Annotated in this window: 23 protein-coding genes; 8 read left to right on the top strand and 15 right to left on the bottom strand. The window is 66.3% G+C overall.

Features of this window, described 5'->3' with window-relative positions:
• Positions 1–91 precede the first annotated feature (91 nt).
• Complete coding sequence (gene tdh, locus ACFPN1_RS07450) at positions 92–1126, top strand: L-threonine 3-dehydrogenase (RefSeq protein ID WP_386754224.1); 1035 nt, start codon at positions 92–94, stop codon at positions 1124–1126.
• A 105-nt stretch (positions 1127–1231) separates the two neighbouring features.
• Positions 1232–2425 (top strand): glycine C-acetyltransferase, encoded by a 1194-nt coding sequence (kbl, locus tag ACFPN1_RS07455; protein ID WP_386754225.1) that lies wholly within the window; start codon positions 1232–1234, stop codon positions 2423–2425.
• Positions 2426–2564: 139 nt separating this feature from the next.
• Here kbl and ACFPN1_RS07460 read toward each other — a convergent pair whose 3' ends face one another.
• From ACFPN1_RS07460 to ACFPN1_RS07485, 6 genes are all read right to left on the bottom strand, one after another.
• On the bottom strand, positions 2565–2957 hold the full coding sequence (locus tag ACFPN1_RS07460; protein WP_386754226.1) for a hypothetical protein: 393 nt from the start codon (positions 2955–2957) through the stop codon (positions 2565–2567).
• 180 nt (positions 2958–3137) lie between these two features.
• Positions 3138–3884 carry a pseudouridine synthase gene (locus tag ACFPN1_RS07465; protein ID WP_386754227.1) on the bottom strand — a complete coding sequence of 249 codons (747 nt, stop codon included), beginning with the start codon at positions 3882–3884 and terminating at the stop codon, positions 3138–3140.
• Between the two features lie 13 nt (positions 3885–3897).
• Positions 3898–4404, bottom strand: a complete 507-nt coding sequence (locus ACFPN1_RS07470; protein ID WP_386754229.1) for a hypothetical protein — start codon at positions 4402–4404, stop codon at positions 3898–3900.
• Positions 4405–4643: 239 nt separating this feature from the next.
• A complete protein-coding gene (locus tag ACFPN1_RS07475; protein WP_386754230.1) occupies positions 4644–5726 on the bottom strand; it encodes an OmpA family protein in 1083 nt (360 codons plus the stop codon).
• Positions 5727–5969: 243 nt separating this feature from the next.
• Positions 5970–7082, bottom strand: a complete 1113-nt coding sequence (locus ACFPN1_RS07480) for an OmpA family protein (protein ID WP_386754231.1) — start codon at positions 7080–7082, stop codon at positions 5970–5972.
• Positions 7083–7254: 172 nt separating this feature from the next.
• Entirely contained in the window at positions 7255–8706 is a 1452-nt protein-coding gene (locus ACFPN1_RS07485) for a bifunctional 2-methylcitrate dehydratase/aconitate hydratase (RefSeq protein ID WP_386754233.1), read from the bottom strand.
• Between the two features lie 121 nt (positions 8707–8827).
• On the opposite strand from ACFPN1_RS07485, the gene ACFPN1_RS07490 reads away from it, so the two are divergent.
• From ACFPN1_RS07490 to ACFPN1_RS07500, 3 genes are all read left to right on the top strand, one after another.
• A complete protein-coding gene (locus tag ACFPN1_RS07490) occupies positions 8828–9619 on the top strand; it encodes a DODA-type extradiol aromatic ring-opening family dioxygenase (protein WP_386754234.1) in 792 nt (263 codons plus the stop codon).
• Between the two features lie 300 nt (positions 9620–9919).
• Complete coding sequence (locus ACFPN1_RS07495) at positions 9920–10384, top strand: cell wall hydrolase (RefSeq protein ID WP_386754235.1); 465 nt, start codon at positions 9920–9922, stop codon at positions 10382–10384.
• 153 nt (positions 10385–10537) lie between these two features.
• The gene (locus ACFPN1_RS07500; RefSeq protein WP_386754237.1) at positions 10538–11149 is read left to right on the top strand and encodes a glutathione S-transferase N-terminal domain-containing protein; all 612 of its coding nucleotides are present in this window, start codon (positions 10538–10540) and stop codon (positions 11147–11149) included.
• A gap of 71 nt (positions 11150–11220) precedes the next feature.
• On the opposite strand, the gene prpC is transcribed toward ACFPN1_RS07500, so the two are convergent.
• The 5 genes from prpC to ACFPN1_RS07525 form a co-directional block, all read right to left on the bottom strand.
• Complete coding sequence (gene prpC, locus ACFPN1_RS07505) at positions 11221–12372, bottom strand: bifunctional 2-methylcitrate synthase/citrate synthase (protein ID WP_386754238.1); 1152 nt, start codon at positions 12370–12372, stop codon at positions 11221–11223.
• Positions 12373–12613: 241 nt separating this feature from the next.
• Positions 12614–13495: a methylisocitrate lyase gene (prpB, locus tag ACFPN1_RS07510; protein ID WP_386754239.1), complete on the bottom strand. Its 882-nt coding sequence runs from the start codon at positions 13493–13495 to the stop codon at positions 12614–12616.
• Between the two features lie 60 nt (positions 13496–13555).
• On the bottom strand, positions 13556–14539 hold the full coding sequence (locus ACFPN1_RS07515) for a malate dehydrogenase (protein WP_386754240.1): 984 nt from the start codon (positions 14537–14539) through the stop codon (positions 13556–13558).
• Between the two features lie 138 nt (positions 14540–14677).
• Positions 14678–15883 carry a pyridoxal phosphate-dependent aminotransferase gene (locus ACFPN1_RS07520; protein WP_386754241.1) on the bottom strand — a complete coding sequence of 402 codons (1206 nt, stop codon included), beginning with the start codon at positions 15881–15883 and terminating at the stop codon, positions 14678–14680.
• 131 nt (positions 15884–16014) lie between these two features.
• The gene (locus ACFPN1_RS07525; RefSeq protein WP_386754242.1) at positions 16015–16509 is read right to left on the bottom strand and encodes a peptidylprolyl isomerase; all 495 of its coding nucleotides are present in this window, start codon (positions 16507–16509) and stop codon (positions 16015–16017) included.
• A 176-nt stretch (positions 16510–16685) separates the two neighbouring features.
• Between ACFPN1_RS07525 and typA the strand changes: the two genes are divergently transcribed.
• The 3 genes from typA to ACFPN1_RS07540 all read left to right on the top strand — a co-directional run bounded on the left by typA (position 16686) and on the right by ACFPN1_RS07540 (position 20901).
• Positions 16686–18515: a translational GTPase TypA gene (typA, locus tag ACFPN1_RS07530; RefSeq protein ID WP_386754243.1), complete on the top strand. Its 1830-nt coding sequence runs from the start codon at positions 16686–16688 to the stop codon at positions 18513–18515.
• Positions 18516–18541: 26 nt separating this feature from the next.
• Positions 18542–19048, top strand: a complete 507-nt coding sequence (locus ACFPN1_RS07535) for a DUF2127 domain-containing protein (RefSeq protein WP_386754244.1) — start codon at positions 18542–18544, stop codon at positions 19046–19048.
• A gap of 242 nt (positions 19049–19290) precedes the next feature.
• The gene (locus tag ACFPN1_RS07540; RefSeq protein ID WP_386754830.1) at positions 19291–20901 is read left to right on the top strand and encodes an amidase; all 1611 of its coding nucleotides are present in this window, start codon (positions 19291–19293) and stop codon (positions 20899–20901) included.
• Between the two features lie 15 nt (positions 20902–20916).
• On the opposite strand, the gene ACFPN1_RS07545 is transcribed toward ACFPN1_RS07540, so the two are convergent.
• The 4 genes from ACFPN1_RS07545 to ACFPN1_RS07560 all read right to left on the bottom strand — a co-directional run bounded on the left by ACFPN1_RS07545 (position 20917) and on the right by ACFPN1_RS07560 (position 24806).
• Positions 20917–22305 carry a class II 3-deoxy-7-phosphoheptulonate synthase gene (locus ACFPN1_RS07545; RefSeq protein WP_386754245.1) on the bottom strand — a complete coding sequence of 463 codons (1389 nt, stop codon included), beginning with the start codon at positions 22303–22305 and terminating at the stop codon, positions 20917–20919.
• A gap of 133 nt (positions 22306–22438) precedes the next feature.
• A complete protein-coding gene (locus ACFPN1_RS07550) occupies positions 22439–22945 on the bottom strand; it encodes a disulfide bond formation protein B (protein WP_386754831.1) in 507 nt (168 codons plus the stop codon).
• Between the two features lie 182 nt (positions 22946–23127).
• Positions 23128–23499, bottom strand: a complete 372-nt coding sequence (gene rplQ, locus ACFPN1_RS07555; RefSeq protein WP_386754246.1) for a 50S ribosomal protein L17 — start codon at positions 23497–23499, stop codon at positions 23128–23130.
• Between the two features lie 308 nt (positions 23500–23807).
• Positions 23808–24806: a DNA-directed RNA polymerase subunit alpha gene (locus ACFPN1_RS07560; protein WP_386754247.1), complete on the bottom strand. Its 999-nt coding sequence runs from the start codon at positions 24804–24806 to the stop codon at positions 23808–23810.
• Between the last annotated feature and the right edge of the window lie 14 nt (positions 24807–24820).

Below are 24820 nucleotides of genomic sequence, written 5' to 3' on the forward strand. Positions count from 1 at the left end.
GGCAAAGCGCTCGCCCGGCCGCGACGCGGGCCGGGCGTATAATTTCGCTCCTCTCGCCGTGCCCCGCGCGGCTCCCACGCAAGGCAACCCCATGTCGCAAACGATGAAGGCGCTGGTCAAGCGCGAAGCCACCAAGGGCATCTGGATGGAACAGGTGCCGGTGCCGGCGCCCGGCCCGAACGAAGTGCTGATCAAGCTGGAGAAGACCGCGATCTGCGGCACCGACCTGCACATCTACCTGTGGGACGAGTGGAGCCAGCGCACGATCAAGCCCGGCCTGGTGATCGGCCATGAATTCGTCGGCCGCATCGTCGACATGGGCCCCGGCGTCACCGGCTACAAGATCAACCAGCGCGTGTCGGCCGAAGGCCACATCGTCTGCGGCCACTGCCGCAACTGCCGCGCCGGTCGCCAGCACCTGTGCCCGAACACCGTCGGCATCGGCGTGACCCGCGACGGCGCGTTCGCCGAATACATCGTGATGCCGGCCTCGAACCTGTGGCCGATCCCCGATCAGATCCCGAGCGAGCTGGCGGCGTTCTTCGATCCCTACGGCAACGCCGCGCACTGCGCGCTGGAATTCGACGTCGTCGGCGAGGACGTGCTGATCACCGGCGCCGGCCCGATCGGCATCATCGCCGCGGGCATCTGCAAGCACATCGGCGCGCGCAACGTGGTGGTCACCGACGTCAACGACTACCGCCTCAAGCTCGCCGCCGACATGGGCGCCACGCGCGTGGTCAACGTCACCAACACGTCGCTGAAGGACGTGATGAAGGACCTGCACATGGAAGGCTTCGACGTGGGCCTGGAAATGAGCGGCAATCCGCGCGCCTTCAACGACATGCTCGACTGCATGTACCACGGCGGCAAGATCGCGATGCTCGGCATCATGCCCAAGGGCGCCGGCGCCGACTGGGACAAGGTGATCTTCAAGGGCCTCACCCTGCAGGGCATCTACGGCCGTCGCATGTACGAGACCTGGTACAAGATGACGCAGCTCGTGCAGGGCGGTTTCCCCCTCGGCAAGGTGCTGACGCACCAGCTGCCGATCGACGAGTTCCAGCAGGGTTTCGAACTGATGGAATCGGGCAAGGCCGGCAAGGTCGTGCTGAGCTGGAACTGAAGGCGAGTGGAGAGTGGTGAGGAGTGAGAAACGAGTAGAAGTCACTCCCCCGAACCCCCAATCGCGTTTCCCCCACTCTTTCCTGACTCCTCTTCACTCTCCCCTATGACTCTCACCCAACGCTACGCCGACACCCTCGACGAAATCCGCGCCGCCGGCCTGTTCAAGTCCGAGCGCATCATCACCTCGCCGCAGTCCGCCGAGATCACGCTCGAAGACGGCCGCACGGTGCTGAACTTCTGCGCCAACAACTACCTCGGCCTGGCCGATCATCCCGACGTGATCGCGGCGGCGAAGGAAGCGCTCGACACGCACGGCTTCGGCATGGCCTCGGTGCGCTTCATCTGCGGTACGCAGGATCTGCACAAGCAGCTGGAGCAGACGATCGCGGACTTCTTCGGCACCGAGGACACCATCCTCTACGCCGCCTGCTTCGACGCCAACGGCGGCCTGTTCGAGCCGCTGCTGGACGAGAAGGACGCGATCATCTCCGACGCGCTCAACCACGCCTCGATCATCGACGGCGTGCGCCTGTGCAAGGCCAGGCGCTACCGTTACGCCAACTGCGACATGGCGGATCTGGAGAAACAACTGCAGCAGGCCAAGGCCGACGGCGCGCGCACGATCATGATCACCAGCGACGGCGTGTTCTCGATGGACGGCTTCATCGCGCCGCTGGACGAAATCACCGCGCTGGCGAAGAAGTACGGCGCCCTCGTGCACATCGACGAATGCCACGCCACCGGCTTCCTCGGCAAGACCGGTCGCGGTTCCGCCGAAGTGAAGGGCGTGATGGACAAGATCGACATCTTCACCGGCACGCTGGGCAAGGCGATGGGCGGCGCCCTGGGCGGCTTCACCACGGCGAAGCGCGAAGTGATCGAACTGCTGCGTCAGCGCTCGCGTCCCTACCTATTCTCCAACTCGCTGCCGCCGCACGTGGTGGCCGCGGGGATCAAGGCGTTCGAAATGCTGGCCGCCGCGGGCGACCTGCGCGAGAAGCTGGCGGAGAACACCGCCTACTTCCGCGAGCAGATGACCGCTGCCGGCTTCGACGTGAAGCCGGGCGTGCATCCGATCTCGCCGGTGATGCTGTACGACGCGCCGCTGGCGCAGAAGTTCGCGGCGCGCCTGCTGGAGGAAGGGATCTACGCGATCGGCTTCTTCTTCCCCGTCGTGCCGCAGGGCCAGGCGCGCATCCGCACGCAGATGTCGGCGGCGCACACGCGCGATCACCTGGATCGCGCAATCGCCGCCTTCGTGAAGATCGGCCGCGAGCTGGGCGTCATCAAGGGTTGATTTTCGGTTCGCGCAGCGGTGCGCTGCGCGAGTCGCCTGCGTCGCGGATTCCTGATGCAGGACTCCAGCGACAGCGCAAACAAAAACGCCTCGACCGGCTCCCCCCCAGGGCCGGTGCGAGGCGTTCCGCTTGGAGAGGTTACTTCGAGCCCTTCTTCGGCTCTTCTTCCTTCGGCGTCGCCGGGGCGCCGGTGGCGACGCGGTAGCCGTTCTTCTTCATCCACGCATCGAAGTCGTCGGCAGTCATCTTCTTCCCGTCCTGCGTCATGTTGAAGCGCTTGCTGTCGGGCGCCAGCGTGGCCGGAGCGGCGGCAGGCTTCGACGCTGCCTTGGCAGTCTTCTTCTTGCCCTTGGCCGCTTCGAGCGTGCCGTCCATGCGGATGACCGGCGCATTCCCGGCGTGGCTGGCATCGAGCGCCGTCGCCATGAGGATGCTGTCGGCGCCGCGGTGGGTGTCGAACGCGGGCGCCTGGCTGGCCAGGAGGGTTCCGCTGAAAAGCAGGCACGGCAGTGCCACCAGAATCTTGCGCATGTGGAGTTCCCCAAAATCCCCGTTCGCCGGGTGCGGTGCGTAAGAAACCACGCCCGCCCGGAAAAAAAGGGTGCGAACAGCCACAGTTTCACGAAAGCGGCCGCGACGCAGGGCAGGCCCGCTGCGGATAGCGTGCGGCGTGGCACATTTGCGTTGCGCCGGGAACGGCGCAGTACGCATTCAGGAGAGGGCGGCGACTTCCGGCGCTTCCAGCATGCGCCACTGCCCCTTGGCGAGATCGCCCAGCTCGAGCGGGCCGATCGCGACGCGCACCAGGCGCAGCACCTCGATGTCGAACGCGGCAAGCAGACGGCGGATGTGCCGGTTGCGGCCTTCGTCGAGGCTCACTTCGAGCCAGGCATTGCGCTCGCCCGCGCGCAGCAGGCGCGCCGACTTCGCGCGAAGCATTTCGCCGTCGTCGACGGTGCCCTGCGTGAACGCTTCGAGCAGCGACGCATCGGGAATCGCGTTCACCTGGACGTGATAGGTCTTGTCGGGCCCGGTCTGCGGATCGGTGATGCGCGCCGCCCATGCCGGGTCGTTGCAGAACAGCAGCAGGCCCTCGCTCGCCTGATCGAGACGACCGACGGGCGCCAGCCAGGGCAACGGACGCCCGTCGACCTGTGCGCCTTCGAAGCAGCGGTAGACCGTGTCGCGGCCACGCTCGTCGCGCGCCGTCGTGACCAGGCCGCGCGGCTTGTTGAGCATCACGTAAAGCGGGCGGATTGCATCGAGCGGCTGTCCATCCACTGCGATGCGCTGACGTCCGTCGCCGGCGATCGGGAATTGCGGATCGCGGACGATCCGTCCGTCCACGCTGACACGGCCGGCGGCGACCCAGCGTTCGGCTTCGCTGCGCGAGCAGATGCCGCGCTTGGACAACACCCGGGCCAGGCCGTGGCGCGGTGCGTCCTGCCTCATGGCCATGCGGATATCCGGCTTACTTCTTCTTTTCGTTCTTTTCGGATGGCTTCGGCGCTTCCGCGGGCACGGCGGCCGGAGGCGCGCCCTTCGCCACGCGCACCCCGCGCGCCTTCATCCACGCATCGAACTCCTCGGCCGTCATGCGCTTGCCGTTCTGGCTCATGTCGAAGCGCCACGGCGTGTTGTCGTACTGCGTCTTGGGCTGGTACGCGGCCGGGCTGGATGATGGCGGCAACGCCGGCGCCGTGGCCGGAGTGGCCTTGGCGACCGCGAGACAGCTTTCCAGTCGCAGGCGGAGCAGGACGTTATCGACGGACAAGGTCTCGTCGAATGCCTGGGCCAGCACGCCGGTAGGCGCGCCGAGCTGGTGCGTCGGCGCAGTCAGCTCCGGCGACAGCGGCGCGACCAGCGTGGGTTGCACCGGCAATCCGGAACCCGCCGACGCAACGCAGGACGCGCCGGCCTGTGCCTGGACGACGCCCGCGAGCCCGAAGCAGAACAAACCGGTCAGTAGGCGTTGCATCGGTATCGTCTCCGCGAGTCGTCGTGCCGGGAGTGTAGCGCGGACGGATGCGATGCTCCGTGCAGGCGCGTGCAGGCGCGTGCAGGCGAACGCATCGCAGCTCGGCAATTTGCTTCGGCTGCAGCGAATTTCGATCCGCGGAAACGCAGCCAGGTCGATGAGGCTCGCCGGCAGCTTTTGGCCCGCAAAAAACGAAGCCCGGCACGAGGCCGGGCTTCGGTGTTTCCGCTGGCGTCCGCTCAGTTCTGGACGTTCAGCTCGGTGCGGCGGTTACGCTCGCTCTTGCAGCCCGGCATGGTCTGGCCCATGTCTTCCAGCGGGCGGCTCTCGCCGTAGCCGTTCGGACCGGTCAGACGCGCAGCGTCGATGCCGTTGCTGGTCAGGTAGTCGTACACGGCGCGCGAACGACGCTCCGACAGCGACTGGTTGTACGCGTCGGTACCGCACTGGTCGGTGTGGCCGGCCACTTCCGCCTTCAGCTCCGGATAGCGCTTGAAGATCTCGACGGCCTCGTTGAGGATCTGCACCGCATCCGGACGCAGCGTCGACTTGTCGAAGTCGAAGTTCACGCCCTTCAGGTCGATCGACACCGGCACCGGGCAGCCGTCCGGACCGATCGTCTGGCCCGCCTGCGAACCCGGGCACTTGTCGTCGCAGTTGTTCACGCCGTCGCCGTCGTCGTCGCCGTCCGAGCAGCTCGGGGCGGCCGGAGCCGGAGCCGGGGCCGGAGCCGGGGCAGCGCCCAGCGGCACGATCACGCCGACCGAAGCCAGCACGTCGCCGAACCAGTCTTCATCGGCGGCACCGCCAACGCTCTGGTCGTCGAAGTCGGCGCGGTAGGCCAGCTCGGTACGGATGCCGTAGCTGCCCATGTCGCCCTGCATGCCGATACCGACCTTGGCGGCCAGGTTGCCGTCTTCACGCTCGCCCGGCGAGTCCGGGTTCGGGAAGGCATCGAACTCTTCTTCCGAACGCTGGTAGCCCAGGCCCATCAGCACGTAGGGATTCCAGTTGCGGCCTTCGGCGATGAAGTGGCGACGCAGATCCAGCGAGATGCCGTACTGGCTCCAGTTGAGGTCCTGGTTCGCGTCGTTGTGCGGATTCTGGTAGTTCAGCTCGCCGTCCAGCGACCAGTTGTCGCTGATGAACTTGCCGACGCCCAGGCCCACGAACGGGGCATTGCGCGTACCGCGGTCGTTGTCCTGAACGTTGATGCCGGCGGAACCCGTCAGGTACCAGCGATCATCGAAATCCTGCGCGTTGGCGGTCTGCGCAAACGCCAGGCCAGCGAGCAGCGCTGTGCTCAACAAGCGGATCTTCATATTTCTGACTCCTTAGAAATGTCGGGAAACAACTCACGGCACTGAAACTGTGACCGGGATCGGCCCAGCAAGCGTGACCCCCATTCACGATCTCTGGCCGGCGGATCATACACCTTCGGGCGCGATTGTTAACATCGCTTAACGTTGTGCTTGAAGGACCTGACGTAACCCTCCGTTCAGCTTCCCACGCCCCAAAACGAAGCCCGGCACGAGGCCGGGCTTCGGTGTCCCGCTGGCGTCCGCTCAGTTCTGGACGTTCAGCTCGGTGCGGCGGTTACGCTCGCTCTTGCAGCCCGGCATGGTCTGGCCCATGTCTTCCAGCGGACGGCTCTCGCCGTAGCCGTTCGGACCGGTCAGACGCGCAGCGTCGATGCCGTTGCTGGTCAGGTAGTCGTACACGGCGCGCGAACGACGCTCCGACAGCGACTGGTTGTACGCGTCGGTACCGCACTGGTCGGTGTGGCCGGCCACTTCCGCCTTCAGCTCCGGATAGCGCTTGAAGATCTCGACGGCCTCGTTGAGGATCTGCACCGCATCCGGACGCAGCGTCGACTTGTCGAAGTCGAAGTTCACGCCCTTCAGGTCGATCGACACCGGCACCGGGCAGCCGTCCGGACCGATCGTCTGGCCCGCCTGCGAACCCGGGCACTTGTCGTCGCAGTTGTTCACGCCGTCGCCGTCGTCGTCGCCGTCGGCGCAGCTCGGAGCCGGCGGCGGCGGCGGCGCGGCCGGGGCGGGCTCGGGGCCGAGCGGCACGACGATGCCGATCGACGCCAGCACATCGCCATACCAGTCTTCGCCGTCGTTGCGCTCCGGCGGCGGATCATCGAGCAGCAGTTGCGCGCGGGTGTCGTTGATCGCGACGGCGCGATACGCCAGTTCGGCGCGGATGCCATAACGCCCCATGTCGCCCTGCATGCCGATACCGAACTTGCCGGCGACGGCGCCCTCTTCTTCCTCGAACGGCGAATCGGGATTCGGGAAGTTGTCCGATTCGATTTCCTCGCGCTGATAGCCCAGCCCCATCACGATGTAGGGATTCCAGTTGCGGCCTTCGGCGATGAAGTGACGACGCAGGTCGAAGGAAATGCCGTACTGGCTCCAGTTGAGGTCCTGGTTCGAATCCCACACCGGCTTCTGGTAGTTGAGTTCACCGTCCAGCGACCAGTTGGGCGAGAGGAACTTTCCGAAGCCGATCGCGCCGAAGGGCGCGTTTCGGGTGTCGCGGTCGTTGTCCTGGATGTTGAAGCCAACCGAGCCCGTCAGGTACCAGCGATCGTCGAAGTCCTGGGCATGCGCGATGTGGGCAACGCTCAAACCACCCAGCAGGGCGGCGCAGAGAAGATTCTTTTTCATTTTTCTGCTCCTTGAATATGGGGAACCACGAGCGGGCGGATCCTGAATTCGACGGGTTGCTGAACGGCAACGCCACCACGGCGCAGGCTATGGGCGCCGCAGTGAAGACCACGTTAAAAAAACCGCAAATTGCTTGCCTTTCGCGAGGATCGGCAGCGGCTTCCGCGCACCGTCACACGCGTGTCAATCGGGCCATGAATCCGGTGAGCGGAAGCGCATCCAGCGTCGCCGGCGTCGCCACCAGTTCAAGCAGGTCGTCGACCTGCGCCGGCGCGAGTCGTGCCCGCATGGCGGCTTCGAACTTGGCCATCAGCAGCGGCACCGCCTCGGTCCGCCGACGGCGATGACCCAGTGGGTAATCGATGGAAATCCGCTCGGTCGATGTCCCGTCCTTGAAGATCACCTGCATCGAGTTGCCGATGCTGCGCTTGTCCGGATCGTGGTAATCCCGGGTGAAGGCGGGGTTTTCCGCGACCACCATCTTTATCCGCAGCGCATCGATGCGCGGGTCGGCAGCGACGGCATCGTCGTAATCGTCGGCGGTGAGGCGTCCGAAGATGAGCGGCACGGCGACCATGTACTGGAGGCAGTGATCGCGATCGGCCGGATTCGCGAGCGGTCCGGTCTTGTCGATGATGCGCAGGGCCGCTTCCTGCGTTTCCAGGACGATCCGCTCGATGGCATCGAGCCGGCCAACTGCCTCGGGATGCAGTCGCAGCGCGCATTCCACCGCGGTCTGCGCATGGAATTCGGCGGGGAAGGCGATCTTGAACAGGACGTTCTCCATGACGTAGCTGCCGAAGGGGCGCTCGAACTCGAAGGGCTTGCCCTCGAACGCGACGTCGTAGAAGCCCCAGACCGGCGTACTCAGTGCACCCGGGCACGTGTCCGCGCCTTTCCGCGCATTCAGGGCGAGGACCACCGCTCGCCGGCAGGCATCGCCCGCCGCCCAGCTCTTGCGCGGCCCGGTGTTCGGCGCATGCCGATACGTGCGCAGCGCGCCGTTGTCCATCCAGCTGTGCGACACCGCAGCGATCACTTCGTCCCGGCCGCCGCCCAGCATCCGCGTGACCACCGCGGCGGACGCGAGACGTACCAGGATCACGTGGTCCAGGCCGACGCGATTGAACGCGTTCTTCAATGCGTAGCAGCCCTGGATTTCGTGCGCCTTGATCGCGTACCCGAGCACGTCGCGCACGGTCGGTCCGTTTGCGCCATTCGCACCGGCCTTTCGGCCGAGATAGTCGGCGACGGCGAGGATCGCGCCGAGGTTGTCCGACGGATGCCCCCACTCGGCGGCCAGCCAGGTGTCGTTGAAATCCAGCCAGCGGATCTGCGTCCCGATGTTGTAGGCGGCCTGCGCGGGATCCAGCGCATGGCGCGTGAACGGGACGCGCGCGCCGTCGCGCATGTCGGCACCCGGAACGAGCGGCCCGAGGTGCTTCACGCATGCGGCGTGATCCATCGCCAATGCCGCGCACGCCAGCGAATCGAGCAGCACGTAGCGCGCGGTATCGAATGCTTCTTCCGACGTGATGCGGTAGTCGATCACGTAGTCGGCGACGGCGACCATCGGCGGATCCGGCGGCGGGCGGACACTGGAGCGAAGATCGCGGGTACTCATGGCCTGCTCCGTGGTGGCTGGCGTGGGCGGCGCGGATCCGATGGGCGATTGTCGCCAGGCGGGAACACATCTGCGCAGGCCGGCAATTGGAATCCCTGCGCCGGCACGCCATGTTGACGGCATGAACGTCACGACCCGGTTGCCCGCCCTCTTCCTCTCCCATGGCTCGCCGATGCTCGCGGTCGAGGATTCCCCGGCGGGACGCTTCCTGGACAGGCTGGGCACGACGCTGCCGCGGCCGCGCGCCATCCTGGTCGCCTCGGCGCACTTCACGGCGGACCGTCCGACGGCGGGCGGCCACGACCGGCCGCACACCGTGCATGACTTCGGCGGTTTTCCCGAACCGCTGTACGCGATCCGCTACCCCGCCCCCGGGCAACCCGAACTGGCCGAAACCGTCGTCGCGCGCCTGGCGCAGTCGGGGCTCTCGGGACAGATTCGCCCGGGACACGGTCTCGATCACGGCGTCTGGGTTCCGCTTCGGCGGATGTACCCGCTGGCGGATATCCCGGTGGTACCGCTGTCGGTGAATCCGACGGCGGACGCCGCCTGGCACTACGCGCTCGGGCGCGCGCTGGCCGGACTGCGCGAGGAAGGCGTGCTGGTGATCGGGTCCGGCGGCTTCGTCCATAACCTGGGCGATCTCGACTGGCGGCACCGGGACGCGCCCCTGGCGCCGTGGGCCGGCGAATTTTCTGGCTGGATGCACGAACGGCTCGCCGCCGGCGACCTGGCCGCCCTGCTCGAGTGGCGCGAACTGGCGCCCCACGCGGGTCGCGCCCACCCCACTACCGAGCATCTGATGCCGCTGTTCGTGGCACTCGGCGCCGCCGGTGGGCCGACCGAGGTGCGGGTCCTGCACCGTTCGCATGAGCTCGGAACACTGGCGCTCGACGCGTTTGCATTCGGCTGAACGGGCACCGGAGACGGCCTCCGCCTAGCACCGAAGGGGCCCGGCGCACAATCCGTGACCGGGGTCTCCTATTCAGCCGCCGTTAGGAAACCCGCCGCTACCTTGCGCCAACTTTTCAGCCGCCCCCGGCGGCACCGTCGCAGCGCCCACGCCAATTGCGTGGTCCCGATGCCCGGGCAAAGCACGCCAGAGAGCGCGCCGCCCTCCCTAGAACGCCATACCGGATTTCGCCCCAGGCGCCCGCCTCCGCAAGGAGACGACGCCGAAGTGCGGCCCGGCCAACGGAGCAAGGAGTACGACATGAAACTCGCCTGGATCCTGTGGTTGGCCTCCGTGCTGCCGCCGCAATCCGCCGATTCGCTGTGCCTCAGCACCACCGTGTACTTGGAAGCCCGCGACCAGTCGGTCCGGGGCCAGCAGGCGGTCGCCGAGGTCGCCCTGCGCCGCCGCGACAGCGGCCTGTGGGGCGACACCCTCTGCGACGTGGTGACCGCGAACAAGCAGTTCGCGCCGAGCCTCGTCCCGCCTTCCACCCGGGTCGCCAACCCCGAGGCCTGGGCCCGCGCGGTGACGGTGGCGCTGGAAGCCGAGAACAACTGGGCCCTGCCCGCCGGCCAGCGCAAGGAAATCGTGCCGGGCGCGAGCCATTTCGCCGCCCTGGGCATCGCCAGTCCGTCCTGGCGCAACGCCTACCAGGTCGCGACGATCGGCGACCACACCTTCTATAAGGTGCAGTCGCTCGAGCCGCGCAGGCACGATTCCTGAAGTTTCGAAGAGCGAAGCCCGCTTCGCCTTCCGGATCCGCCTCGCGCGGATCTTTTTTTGCCCGCACGTAACGCAATGTTGCGCGGGCGCGATTGAGGCCCGACGTCGCCACGGGCGATAGTCGCCGCTTCTTTCCAGACCCGCAGGGGCACCATGAAGCTTTATTCCTCGCCTGGCGCATGCTCGACGGCGGACCACATCGTGCTGCAGTGGACGGGCGGCGAGTTCGAAGTCGAACTCGTATCGCGCGAGCGGCGCCAGTCGCCCGAGTACCTGGCGATCAATCCGGCCGGTGCCGTGCCGGCATTGCGCCATGGCGACTATGTCCTCACCCAGAACGCCGCGATCCTCGGCTACATCGCCGATACGTGGCCGCAGGCGCGACTGGCCGGCGACGGCAGCGCGCGCGAGCGGGCCGAGGCCAATCGCTGGCTCGCCTTCGTCAATTCGGACCTGCATCCGGCGTTCAAGCCGATCTTCGGTCCTGCGCGTTATCTCGCCGACGAGATCCACCACGATGCGGTGAAGGCACAGGCGCGAAAGAACGTGCGCGTGCAGTTCGAACGGGCGAACGCGCAACTGGAAGGCCGGCAGTGGCTCGCGGGTTTTCGCAGCTATGCGGACCCGTACCTCTACATCACCCTGCGCTGGGCGGATAGCTGCGGCATCGACCTGACCGGCCTCGACAACCTCGCATCGTTCAAACAGCGCATGGATGCGGATCCCGGCGTGCAGGCGGCGTTGCGGGCGGAAGGTCTGGGTTGACCGAATCACCGCTTCGAAATGACGAAGGCCGCGCAATGCGCGGCCTTCGTTTTTGGATCCGATGCGCGCTATCAGCGCTTTTCGATCGGCACGTATTCGCGATCTTCCGGACCGATGTAGTTCGCGCTCGGGCGGATGATCTTGCCGTCCTCGCGCTGCTCGATCACGTGCGCGCTCCAGCCGGTGGTGCGCGCGATCACGAACAGCGGGGTGAACATCGGCGTCGGGATGCCCATCATGTGGTACGCGCTCGCGCTGTACCAGTCGAGGTTCGGGAACATCTTCTTGGTGTCCATCATCAGGTTCTCGATGCGCTCGGACACGTCGAAAAGCGTCTGGTTGCCGCCGTCCCTGCACAGCTTGCGCGAGAGTCCCTTGATGATCGGATTGCGCGGATCGCCGATCGTGTAGACCGGGTGGCCGAAGCCGATGATGATTTCCTTGCGCTCCATGCGCGCGCGGATGTCGGCTTCCGCTTCGTCCGCCGAGCCGTAACGGCTGATGATGTCCATCGCCACTTCGTTGGCGCCGCCGTGCTTGGGACCACGCAGTGCACCGATCGCGCCGGTGATGCACGAATGCAGGTCCGAAGCGGTGCCCGCGATCACGCGCGCGGTGAAAGTCGAGGCGTTGAACTCGTGCTCGGCGTACAGGATCAGGGACTTGTCGAGCGAATCGGCATGCAGCTGCGACGGCTCTTCGCCATGCAGCAGGTGCAGGAAATGCGCGGCGACGCTGTCGTCGTCGGTTTCGACGTCGATGCGACGGCCGTTGCGGGTGAAATGCCACCAGTACAGCAGCATCGAACCGAAGCTGGCGATCAGCTTGTCGGCTATGTCGCGCGCTTCGGACGCCGGATGCGCCTCGCGTTCGGGCAGGACGGTTCCGAGAACCGAGCAGCCGGTACGCAGCACATCCATCGGATGCGCGTTGGCGGGAACGAGTTCGAGCGCTTCCTGGACGATCGCCGGCAGCCCGCGCAGGCGCTTGAGCTTGGCCTTGTAGGCCTTCAGCTGCGAGGCGGTCGGCAGCACGCCATGCACGAGCAGGTGCGCGACTTCCTCGAAGGTCGACTTCGTGGCGAGGTCGTGGATGTCGTAGCCGCGGTAATGCAGGTCGTTGCCGCTGCGACCAACGGTGCAAAGCGCGGTATTACCGGCAGCCGTGCCGCTCAGGGCTACCGATTTCTTGGCCTTGGGAAGAACCTGGGCGGGGTCTGTCATGGGTTTTCTCTCCTGGTAGGGCCGCGATCGATTCTGCGAACTGTGTCCGATCGTGCCGGGGCGGAACGTTGTACAAGGCAAATGCGGTTGACGCTCTAATGCGACTGGCATGTCGCGAACGACCGTGGCGAGCCACTATCGCGCTCGTCGCGGTCGCCGGGCGGAACGAACGCGCCGGCGGGGGTGGTTACGGGGGGCACGCACGGCGTGAACCGGTTCCACCCCGTCGGCCGACCGCGGTTCACTTCCCGCGCGCGAACAACGCGTCGAGCTTGTCTTCGTACGCGTGATAACCGAGGAAGTCGTACAGTTCGGCACGCGTCTGCAGCGTGTCGATGATGTTCTTCTGCGTACCTTCCCGGCGCACCGTCTCGTAGAAATTGAGCGCCGCCTTGTTCATGGCCCGATACGCGCCGCAGCAATACAGCGCGATGTCGACGTTGGCGTCGCGCAACTCGTCGGTGGTGAAGAACGGGGTGCTGCCGAACTCGGTGAGGTTGGCGAGGATCGGCACGTTCACCGCCGCCTTGAAGCGGCGGTAATCGTCGAGCGACTTCATCGCTTCCGGGAAGATCATGTCCGCGCCGGCCTCGACGTAGGCGACTGCGCGTTCGATCGCCGACTCGATGCCTTCGGTCGCCGCCGCATCGGTGCGCGCCATGATCACGAAGCTGTCGTCGGTGCGCGCATCGACGGCGGCCTTGACGCGATCGACCATCTCTTCCCTGCTCACCACTTCCTTGCCGGGGCGGTGGCCGCAACGCTTCTGGCCGACCTGGTCTTCCATGTGCACCGCGGCGACGCCGACGTTGATGAAGGAGCGGATGGTGCGCGCGATGTTGAAAGCCCCGCCCCAGCCTGTATCGATGTCGACCAGCAGCGGCATCTGCGTGGCATCGACAATGCGGCGCGCGTCGGTCAGCACGTCTTCCATCGTGCTGATGCCCAGGTCCGGCATGCCGAGCGAATTCGCGGCGACGCCACCACCGGACAGGTACAGCGCCTTGTAACCGACGCGCTTGGCCATCAGGCCGGCGTAGGCGGTGATCGCGCCCATGACCTGCAGTGGGGATTCTTCTTTGACGGCGGCGCGGAAGCGCGCTCCGGCGGAAAGTTGCGACATTTGCATACCTCGATGAACCAAAGCGACGAAGGCGACCGGAGTCGCCTTCGTATCTGTTGCTTACAGCAGATGCGCCACGCCGGCGCGTTCTTCCTCGAGCTCGGCGAGGGTCTTGTCCATCGCCGCGCGGCTGAAGTCGTCGATCGGCAGGCCTTCGACGCGGGTGTATTCGCCATTGGCGCAGGTCACCGGCACGCCGTACATCACGCCTTCGGGAATTCCGTAGCTGCCGTCGGACGGCACGCCCATCGTGACCCATTCGCCGTTGGTGCCCAGTGCCCAGTCGCGCATGTGGTCGATGGCGGCGTTGGCGGCAGATGCGGCCGACGACAGACCGCGCGCTTCGATGATCGCCGCGCCGCGCTTGCCCACGACCGGGATGAAGGTGTTGGCGTTCCAGTCGGCGTCGTTGATCCGGTCCTTCAGCGATTCGCCGTTGACGGTCGCGAAGCGGTAGTCCGGGTACATGGTCGGGCTGTGGTTGCCCCACACCACCATCTTCTTGATGTCCTTCACGGCGACGCCGGCCTTGTTGGCCAGCTGCGACAGCGCGCGGTTGTGGTCGAGGCGCAGCATCGCGGTGAAGTTCTTCGCCGGCAGGTCGGGCGCCGACTTCATGGCGATGTAGGCGTTGGTGTTGGCCGGGTTGCCGACCACGAGCACCTTCACGTTGCGCGAAGCGACGTCGTTCAGCGCCTTGCCCTGCACGGTGAAGATCTCGGCGTTCTTCAGCAGCAGGTCCTTGCGCTCCATGCCAGGGCCGCGCGGCATCGCGCCGACCAGCAGGGCGTAGTCGGCGTCCTTGAACGCGACCTTCGGATCATCGGTGCCGACCATGCCGGCGAGCAGTGGGAACGCGCAGTCCTCGAGCTCCATCATCACGCCCTTCAGCGCGGCCTGTGCCTTTTCCATCGGCAGTTCCAGCATCTGCAGGATGACGGGCTGGTCCTTGCCGAGCATTTCGCCGGAAGCGATGCGGAACAGCAGGGCATAACCGATCTGGCCGGCAGCACCGGTGACGGCAACGCGGACGGGGGTCTTCATGGGGTGAAACTCCAAAAAATGCGGGAATGGGGAACAGGGAGTAGGGAACGAAGGTCTATGGCGTCGGGAGCTCCGGGCACGTCAAGCGCTGCATGCGCTTCGTTCCCTCTTCCCTATTCCCGCCTCTCGATTCCCGCCTTAACTCAACTCGTTGAAAAACTCGGCGAAACGCTGCAGCCCCGGCGCCAGTTGCGGCGTCGGGCAGGTGTAGCTGATGCGCAGCGCGCGCGGCTCGCCAAAGGCGGAACCCGGCACGCACGCGACACCCTTGGCGTCGAGCAGTGCGTTGCAGAAGTCGACATCGTTCTCGATCTTCCTGCCGCTGGGAGCATGCGTCCTGCCGAAGGCGACGCTGATGTCCGGGAATACATAGAACGCACCCTGCGGACGCGGGCACACCACGCCGGGCAGCGAGTTCATCACGGCCATCACCTGGTCGCGCTTGGCCTGGAATTCGGCGCACTTCTGTGCCGGCACTTCCTGCGGGCCGGTCAGCGCGGCGACGGCGGCCGCCGTGGTGACTTCCGGCAGGTTGGTGATGTGGTTGGAGTTCATCGTCACCACCGCCTGCGCGACCACTTCGGGACCGGCCATGAAGCCGACGCGCCAGCCCGGCATGCCGTAGGTCTTCGACAGCGAGTCGATGAAGATCACGCGATCGCGCAGCTCGGGGCGCGCGTGCACGAAGTTGTGGTAGCCCACGCCGTCGAACACCATGCGGTTGTAGATGTCGTCGGTGATGATCCAGGTGTCCGGATACTTCGCGACGACGTCGGCGAGCGCGCTGATTTCTTCCTTCGTGTAGACCATGCCGGTCGGATTCGAAGGATTGTTGAACAGGAACACCTTCGGCTTCTTCGCCAGCGCCGCGTCGAGCTGCGCGGGCGTGACCTTGTAATCCTGCGAAGGCGGGCACGGCAGCAGGTCGATCTTCGCGTCGACGATCTCGGCGATGTCGAGATAGCTGGTCCAGTAGGGCGTGGGGAACGCGATGGTGTCGCCTTCGTCGAGCAGCGCCTCGGCCAGGTTGTAGATCACGTGCTTGGCACCGATGCCGGTGGCGACGTTGACCTTGCCATAGCCGTCCAGGCCGATCTTGTGGATGTGCGCCAGGAATGCATCCAGCAGCGCATCGGAACCGCGATTGCTGCCGTACTGTCCGCTGTCCTTGTCCAGCGCGTTGCGCGCGGCGGCATAGACATGCTCGGCGGGAAGGAAGTTGGGGACACCGATCGAGAAGCTGATGATGTCGCGACCTTCGGCCTTGAGGCGCTTGGCCTTTTCGGCCACCTGCATGATCGCGCTGGGCTTGGCGCGACCGATGCGCCGGGCAAGCTGGGGCATGGGGCGGGACCTGTGGGGAGGAAGCTGCATATTGTAGCCACGCTGTTGTTGCGTCGCAGCCACGCAGTTTTCCAGACCCGAAAACGAAGCGGGGACGCTGTGTGCATCCCCGTCCCGCAGGCCCCCGCCGATCAGGCGGCGAGGATCCGGTTCCACTCGGCGACGCGATCGGCCTTGGCCGCCAATGCCGCCGCGGCATCGCCTTCGATCTTCACCGACTTGATCAGGTCGCCCTGCTTGATCGCATCGACCACGTCCTGCCCCTCGAGCACCTTGCCGAAGACGGTGTGCTTGCCGTCCAGCCAGCCGCAGGGCACGTGGGTGATGAAGAACTGGCTGCCGTTGGTGTTCGGGCCGGCGTTGGCCATCGACAGCACGCCGCGCTCGTGGCGCAGGCCGTTGTTGGCCTCGTCCTCGAACTTGTAGCCCGGGCCGCCGGTGCCGGTACCGAGCGGGCAGCCGCCCTGGACCATGAAGTCGTTGATGACGCGGTGGAACTTGAGACCGTCGTAGAAGCCGCGCTGGGCCAGGTTCACGAAATTGGCGACGGTCAGCGGGGCCTTGTCGGCGGCCAGTTCGATGCGGATGGTGCCGCGGTCGGTGTCGAAATTGGCGGTCAGGCTCATGGGGCGGCTCCTGGAGGGGTCTTGAAGTGGGAACAGGCCCCGGGATATGGGGTCCGTCGGCGGGACCCACAAGAATAGCCCAGGCATCGAGCCTGAACAGGACGCGGGCTCGCAAGCCGGGCTATAATTTCCGGCTTCCTTCCGCTGCTCTGGCGCCGCACCGGCGCCCCCTTCGCATGTCCATCGAACGCCTGCGCAACATCGCCATCGTCGCCCACGTCGACCACGGCAAGACCACCCTCGTCGACTGCCTGCTCAAGCAGTCGGGCACCCTGTCCGAACGCACGGTGCTGGCCGAACGCGCGATGGACAGCAACGATCAGGAAAAGGAACGTGGCATCACGATCCTGGCCAAGAACACCGCCATCACCTGGCAGGGCAACCGCATCAACATCGTCGACACCCCCGGCCACGCCGACTTCGGCGGCGAGGTCGAGCGCGTGCTGTCGATGGTCGACTCGGTGCTGATCCTGGTCGACGCGATGGACGGCCCGATGCCGCAGACGCGCTTCGTGACGCAGAAGGCCTTCGCGATGGGCTTCAAGCCGATCGTCGTGGTCAACAAGATCGACCGTCCGGGCGCGCGTCCGGACTGGGTCATCGACCAGGTGTTCGACCTGTTCGACAAGCTCGGCGCCACCAACGAGCAGCTCGACTTCCCGATCGTGTACGCCTCGGCGCTGCACGGCTACGCCAGCCTCGACGACGCCGCGCGCGACGGCGACATGACCCCGCTGTACGAAGCGATCATGAAGCACGTCGCGCCGCCGCAGGTCGACGAGGAAGGCCCGTTCCAGATGCGCATCAGCCAGCTGGACTACAGCAACTTCGTCGGCCTGATCGGCATCGGCCGCATCCAGCGCGGCAAGGTGAAGAAGAACATGCCGGTCAGCGTGATCGACCGCGAAGGCAGGAAACGCCAGGGCAAGATCGTGCAGGTGCTGGGCTTCATGGGCCTGGAGCGCATCGAGACCGAGGAAGCCGGTGCCGGCGACATCGTCGCGATCGCGGGCGTCACCGACCTGTCGATCTCCGACACCGTCTGCGCGCTGGATTTCCCCGAAGCCCTGCCCGCGCTGACCGTGGACGAGCCCACCATCAGCATGACCTTCCAGGTGAACAACTCGCCGTTCGCCGGCCACAAGGAATACAGCGGCGGCAAGTTCCTCACCAGCCGCCAGCTGCGCGAGCGCCTGGAGCGCGAGACGCTGCACAACGTCGCGCTGAAGGTCGAGGAAGGTTCCGACCCCGACAAGTTCCTGGTCTCCGGTCGCGGCGAACTGCACCTGTCGGTGCTGATCGAGAACATGCGTCGCGAGGGCTTCGAGCTGGCCGTGTCGCGCCCCGAAGTGATCATCAAGGAAATCGACGGCCAGCTGATGGAGCCGATCGAGCAGCTCGTCGTCGACATCGAGGAGCAGCACCAGGGCGGCGTGATGGAAAAGCTCGGCATCCGCAAGGCCCAGCTCAAGAACATGGAGCCCGACGGCAAGGGTCGCGTGCGCCTGGACTACATGATCCCGGCGCGTGGCCTGATCGGCTTCCAGAACGAGTTCCGCACCCTCACCCAGGGCTCGGGCCTGCTGTTCCACGTGTTCGACCATTACGGTCCGAAGGAAACCGGCACGATCGCCAAGCGCCCCAACGGCGTGATGATCGCCAACGCCGCCGGCGCCACGCCCGCCTACGCGCTGGGCCCGCTGGAAGAGCGCGGCCGCCTGTTCGCCGCCGAAGGCGACCAGGTGTACGAAGGCCAGCTGATCGGCATCCATTCGAAGGACAACGACCTCACCGTCAACGCGATCAAGACCAAGCCGCTGACCAACATGCGCGCTTCGGGCAAGGACGACGCGATCAAGCTGACGCCCGCGATCAAGTACACGCTGGAACAGGCGCTGGACTTCATCGAGGACGATGAACTGGTGGAAGTCACGCCGAAGGAAATCCGCCTGCGCAAGAAGTTCCTGACCGAAAGCGACCGCAAGCGCGCCTCGCGCGCCGCCTGATCGCCGCATTGGACGACGGCGGCTACGTGGATAACGGCCTTCGCGAGACGGTGCCGGGTGTCTCTCACGAGGAACACCACTACAACCCGGATCCGCACGCGCATCCGGGCCTGCATGTCATCGCGATCTTCGAGGCGGCCAAGGGCCTGCTGGCGCTCATCGCCGCCAGCGGGCTCGAAATCCTCGGCCCCGTGCCGCTGCAGCGCTGGCTGCACGAGCTGATCAACCGGTTCCAGCTCGATCCGCACCACGGTGCGATCGCATGGATCTCGAGCACGATCAATCCGGGCTCGGTGCATCTGGCGGCCGCGATCGGGCTGGCCTATGCGCTGCTGCGTTTCGTCGAGGCCTGGGGCCTGTGGCAGGTGCGCAGCTGGGCCTCGTGGTTGGGCTGCATCGGCGCGGCGGTGTATCTGCCGCTCGAGATCAACGAGTTGTTCCAGCATCCGGGCTGGTTGTCGTTGTCCGTCTTCCTGGTCAACCTGGTCGTGGTCTGGGTGCTCGCACGCGACTTGTTCAAGCGCCGGCACTGATACAGCCGGTCGCAGTCCCGCTCCCGACCACACATTCAAGACTTCCAAGCGCTCCATCACCGGCGCGCGTCGTCCGCCATGCCGGCAACGTGACCGGCGGCACGTCTTTGCCCCCTCCCCGCCCTTGTCCCGCGCGCATCCGCTTGGGATGCTGAACGGGTTCGCGCCACGCCGCGACCAAGGGGGAATGCATGTCTGTGCTGAGCCGGATCCGCGGCGGGCGCGTTGTGCCCGCAACCTTGCTGGCCATGGCCGTCGCCACCGCGCTGGTCGCGTGCGAGCGCAACCGCAACCCGGATTCCGCGCCTCAGGAAGCGGCCAGGGCGACCGCAGACCACTTCGCGTACGCCGGCCTCGGTGTCGGCGAGCTGTCCGCGCGCATGGCGCGGGGCGAACTGGACAGCCACACCCTCACGCAGGCCTACCTCGGCCGCATCGCCGCGATCGACGATGCCGGCCCCACGCTCAATGCGGTGATCGAGCTCAATCCCCAGGCGCTGGCCGAAGCGGATGCGCGCGACGCCGAACGCCGCGCCGGTCGCGTGCGCAGTCCGCTCCACGGCATTCCGGTGCTGCTCAAGGACAACATCGACGCGACGCCGATGGTGAATTCCGCCGGCTCGCTGGCACTCGCCGACCACCGGCCCGCGCGCGATGCGTTTGTCGTCGAGCGCCTGCGCGCCGCCGGCGCGGTGATCCTCGGCAAGACCAACCTCAGCGAATGGGCCAATTTCCGCTCGGTCCATTCGACGTCCGGCTGGAGCGCACGCGGCGGCCTGACCCGCAATCCTTACGTGCTCGATCGCAGCGCCTGCGGCTCGAGTTCGGGCACGGCCAGCGCGATCGCCGCCGATCTGGCCGTGGTCGGCGTGGGCACCGAAACCGACGGCAGCATCCTGTGTCCCGCCTCGGTCACCGGCCTCGTGGGCCTGAAGCCGACCGTGGGCCTCGTCAGCCGCAACGGCATCATTCCGATTTCCAGCAGCCAGGACACGGCCGGCCCGATGGCGCGCAGCGTCGCCGATGCGGCCTACCTGCTCGCCGCGATGGTGGGTCGCGACGAGAACGACGCGGTCACCGCCAACAGCGTCGGCCGCGCGGTATTCGACTATCCGCTGCGCCTGAAGGCCGATGGATTGCGCGGTGCGCGCATCGGCGTGCTGCGCAGCAAGATGGGCGTGGATGCGGATGTCGATGCCGCGATGGAAGCCTCGATCGCGGCGATGCGGCGCGCCGGCGCGACCGTGGTCGACGCGCAGATTCCCACCGAGGGTCAGTGGGAATCCGGCGAGCTCGACGTGCTCACCTGGGAATTCAAGGCCGGGCTGGAGCATTACCTGCAGAGTCGCCATGCGCCCGTGCGCACGCTTGCGCAGCTGATCGAATTCAACCGCCGGCGCGCGGGCGAGGAACTGAGCTACTTCGGCCAGGACCTGCTGGAACAGGCCGATGCGAAGGGCCCGTTGAACGATCCCGCCTACCTGGACACGCGCAGCCTCATCCGTCGGCTCGCGGGTACCGAAGGCATCGATGCGGCACTGCAGGCTCAGCATCTGGATGCGCTGATCGCACCGACGACCCGCGCGGCATGGAAAGCCGACATGACCAACGGCGATCCCCACGTGCCCGCGGGCTACGGCGCGGCGGCGGTGGCGGGTTATCCCAGCCTCACCGTGCCGATGGGCGACGCGCGCGGACTGCCGCTGGGACTGGTGTTCATGGGCACCGCGTGGAGCGAGCCGCGCCTGCTCGAACTGGGCTATGCCTTCGAGCAGGCGACCCGGGCGCGCAAGGCCCCGCAATTCCTGGCATCGCTTCCCGATGCAGGGACGCAGGCCAGCGCCGCAAAGTAGCGACGTAGTCGCGAACTATTCCGGTCGCGCGAGCTGCGCCTGCTTGCGCACGATGAGCATGGCGATTTCCAGCGCCTGCTCGTAATTCAGCCGCGGGTCGACGGTGGAGCGATAGGCGCGCTCGAGGTCGCTCTCGGTGAGTTCGCGCGCGCCGCCCAGGCATTCGGTGACGTCTTCGCCGGTCAATTCGAGGTGCACGCCGCCGAGCCGCGTTCCGGCGGCCGCGTGCAATTCGAACGCGAGTTCGAGTTCGCTGCGGATGTTGCGGAAGCGACGCGTCTTGTAGCCGTTGGTGGTGCTCTCGGTATTGCCGTGCATCGGATCGCAGATCCACAGCACGCGACGGCCCTCGCGCTTCACCGCGTCCAGCAGCGGCGGCAGCTTTTCCGCGACCTGCGTCGCGCCCATGCGATGGATGAGGGTGAGGCGACCGGGCTCCTCGTTCGGGTTGAGCACGTCGATGACGCGCAACAGCTGGTCCGGCGTCGCCGACGGACCGACCTTGAGGCCGATCGGATTGCGGATCCCGCGGAAGTACTCGACGTGCGCGCCATCCAGCTGCGCGGTGCGCATGCCGATCCACGGGAAGTGCGTGCTGAGGTTGAACCAGCCCCACTGCCGCGGCACCTGCCGCGTCTGCGACTCTTCGTACGGCAGCAGCAGCGCTTCGTGCGAGGTGTAGAAGTCGACGCGATTGAGGTTATGGACTTCGCTGCCGGACAGCGTCTCCATGAAGCGCACTGCATCGCCGACGCCATCGACCATGCGCTGGTATTCGTCGGCCAGCGGCGAATGGCCGACCCAGCTGAGGTTCCAGTATTCGGGGTGATGCAGGTCGGCGAAACCGCCATCGATCAGCGAACGGATGAAGTTCATCGTCATCGCCGAACGCGCATGCGCCTTGACCATGCGGCGCGGATCGGGGATGCGCGCCTCCTCGGTGAAATCCGGGCCGTTGATGATGTCGCCGCGGTAGCTCGGCAAGGTCACGCCGTCGCGCGTTTCGGTATCGGCCGAACGCGGCTTCGCGTACTGCCCGGCGAAGCGGCCCACGCGCACCACCGGCAGTCGCAGTCCGTGCACGAGCACCAGGCTCATCTGCAGCAGCACCTTGAGCCGGTTGGAGATCACTTCCGGCGTGCAGCCTTCGAATACCTCCGCGCAATCGCCGCCCTGCAGCAGGAAACGCCTGCCCTCCTGCGCCTCGGCAATCTGCTTCTGCAGCGTCAGGATCTCCCACGACGTCACCAGCGGCGGCAGCGCATGCATTTCCTGCAGCACGCCTTCGAGCGCGCCCGCGTCGGGATAGGCCGGCATCTGCAGCGCCGGATACCCGCGCCAGCTCGCCGGAGTCCATTCGGTGGGCATGTGGACGGCGCGCAGGTTGCGATCGGATGCAGGCATGGTCGTTCGGAAGAAGATGCTGCGATGCAGCGAATTTCCATCATCCGCCGGAACCGCGGGCGCTGCAACGGTTGCAGCGGCAACCGCTGATGGCGCTTTGGAATACGGGTGCGCGTGGCAACCCGATGTGAAATCAGCGCCTGCGAAAGGCGGCGTACGCGCCCCAGACCGTGAGAAGGACCAGGCAGACCAGGCTCCATGCCGGCATCGACATGCCGAGGAAGGTCCAGTCGACCTTCGCGCATTCGCCCGACCCCGTCATGACCTTCTGGATCAGCTTCAGCGGACCCATGGTCTGGCGCATGAATTCGAACGGCGCACCGCAGCTGGGCACCGAGCCCGGCGGTTGCAGCGTGATCCAGACATGGCGCGACGCCACCGCGATGCCGGCACCTCCGGCGATCAGCGCGAGCACGCCGTACACACGGCGCCAGCCGGCCTTCACCGGCCCGTGCAGCGCGCCCAACAGGAACACGATGCCCAGCGCGAAGAACGCGATCCGCTGGAAAATGCACAGCGGGCACGGCTCCAGCGGGTTCACATCGCGGAACTGCGTGTGGAACGCATAGCCCAGCAATGCCGCGCAGGCGAGGAAGCCGAGCAGGAACTGGATGCGGAACGAGGCACGGAAGGGATTGATCATGTCGTTACCTTAACGGCTGGCCGGATGCGTGCAAAGACAAGGGCGGGGGGAAGCGGGTTCCGCCCGGCCGTACGAACGGTGCATGCGCGCAAGCCAGCGGCGATGCCTGCCGCGGAAAAGCGAAAGCCCCGGCCAGGGCCAGGGCTTTCGGATGAAGCTGGTGCGTTCGGAGCGAGCGCTTACTGCGCGGCTTCTGGACGGTCGACCAGTTCGACGTACGCCATCGGCGCGTTGTCGCCAGCGCGGAAACCGCACTTGAGGATGCGCAGGTAGCCGCCCGGACGGTTCGCGTAGCGCGGGCCGAGGGTGGTGAACAGCGTGCCCACGGCTTCCTTGTCGCGCAGACGCGAGAAGGCGAGACGACGGTTGGCGACGCCATCCTTCTTGGCCAGGGTGATGAGCGGCTCGGCGACGCGACGCAGCTCCTTGGCCTTCGGCAGGGTGGTGCGGATGAGGCCGTGCTTGATCAGCGAGGCGGCCATGTTGCTGAACATCGCTTCGCGATGCGCGGTGGTGCGGCTGAGGGCACGACCGGATTTCTGGTGGCGCATGGTCTGGATTCCTGATGAATGTTGGAACTATTGGATTTCGCTGTCGCCTTCGTGGCGTTGAAACATGGACTGCGGATGGTCCGGACCGACCCGTTCCCTGGTCGGCGTGTCGCGGACTTGGGTCCGTCGACTGGGTGTTGCGTCTCCCGACATCGCTGATCGCAAGTATCGGTTTGTCGTAGGGCGGGGCTCGACCCGCCGTTCCACACCTAAGGCGGGTCGAGACCCGCCCTACGTTTGCCCCTGCCCGGCGCAGCGCGCCGGGCGTTCGCCCGAGCGCGCGGCAGTGCCGCGCAGGCGGCCTGGGCTCACCCCATCATCCCGTGCGAGGCGATGCCCGCCGGCGGCCAGTTTTCCAGCTTCATGCCGAGCGAAAGACCGCGCTGGGCTAGGACTTCCTTGATCTCGGTGAGCGACTTCTTGCCGAGGTTCGGCGTCTTGAGCAGCTCGACTTCGGTCTTCTGGATCAGATCGCCGACGTAGTAGATGCTCTCGGCCTTGAGGCAGTTGGCCGAACGCACGGTCAGTTCGAGGTCGTCGATCGGACGCAGCAGGATCGGATCCACGCCGCCGGTCTGCGGCTTGGCAGCGCCGCGGTCGCGGTGGGTGAAGTCGCCGAACACCGACAGCTGGTCGCTGAGGATGTCGGCGGCGGTGCGCACGGCTTCCTCGGCGTCGATCGTGCCGTTGGTTTCGATGTCCAGGACCAGCTTGTCGAGGTCGGTGCGCTGCTCGACGCGCGCGGCTTCCACGGCGTAGGCGACGCGGCGGACCGGCGAGAACGAGGCGTCCAGCATCAGGCGGCCGATCGCGCGGGTTTCTTCATCCGGACGACGACGGGCAGCAGCCGGCTGGTAGCCGAAGCCGCGCTCGATCTTCAGACGCATGTTCAGCGCAGTGTCCTTGGTCAGGTGCGCGATCACGTGGTCCGGGTTGAGGATCTCCACGTTGTGGTCGGTCTTGATGTCGGCCGCAGTGACGATGCCCGGGCCCTGCTTGCTCAGCGAGAGCATCGAGCTGTCGCCGGTGTGCATGCGGATGGCGACGTCCTTGAGGTTCAGCAGGACTTCCAGCACGTCCTCTTCGAGGCCTTCGACCGTGGTGTACTCGTGCAGCACGCCATCGATGTCGACTTCGGTGATCGCGAAGCCGGGGATCGAGGACAGCAGCACGCGACGCAGCGCATTGCCGAGGGTGTGGCCGTAGCCGCGCTCCAGCGGCTCGATCACGACCTTGGCGCGATGGCCGGAGATGCGTTCGATCTGGGGACCACGGGGGCGCAGTACCTGGTTGGCGGTAACCGTCATGTTGTTGCGTTCTC

It is taken from the genome of Lysobacter yangpyeongensis (genome assembly GCF_042655745.1).
GTDB lineage: Bacteria > Pseudomonadota > Gammaproteobacteria > Xanthomonadales > Xanthomonadaceae > Agrilutibacter > Agrilutibacter yangpyeongensis.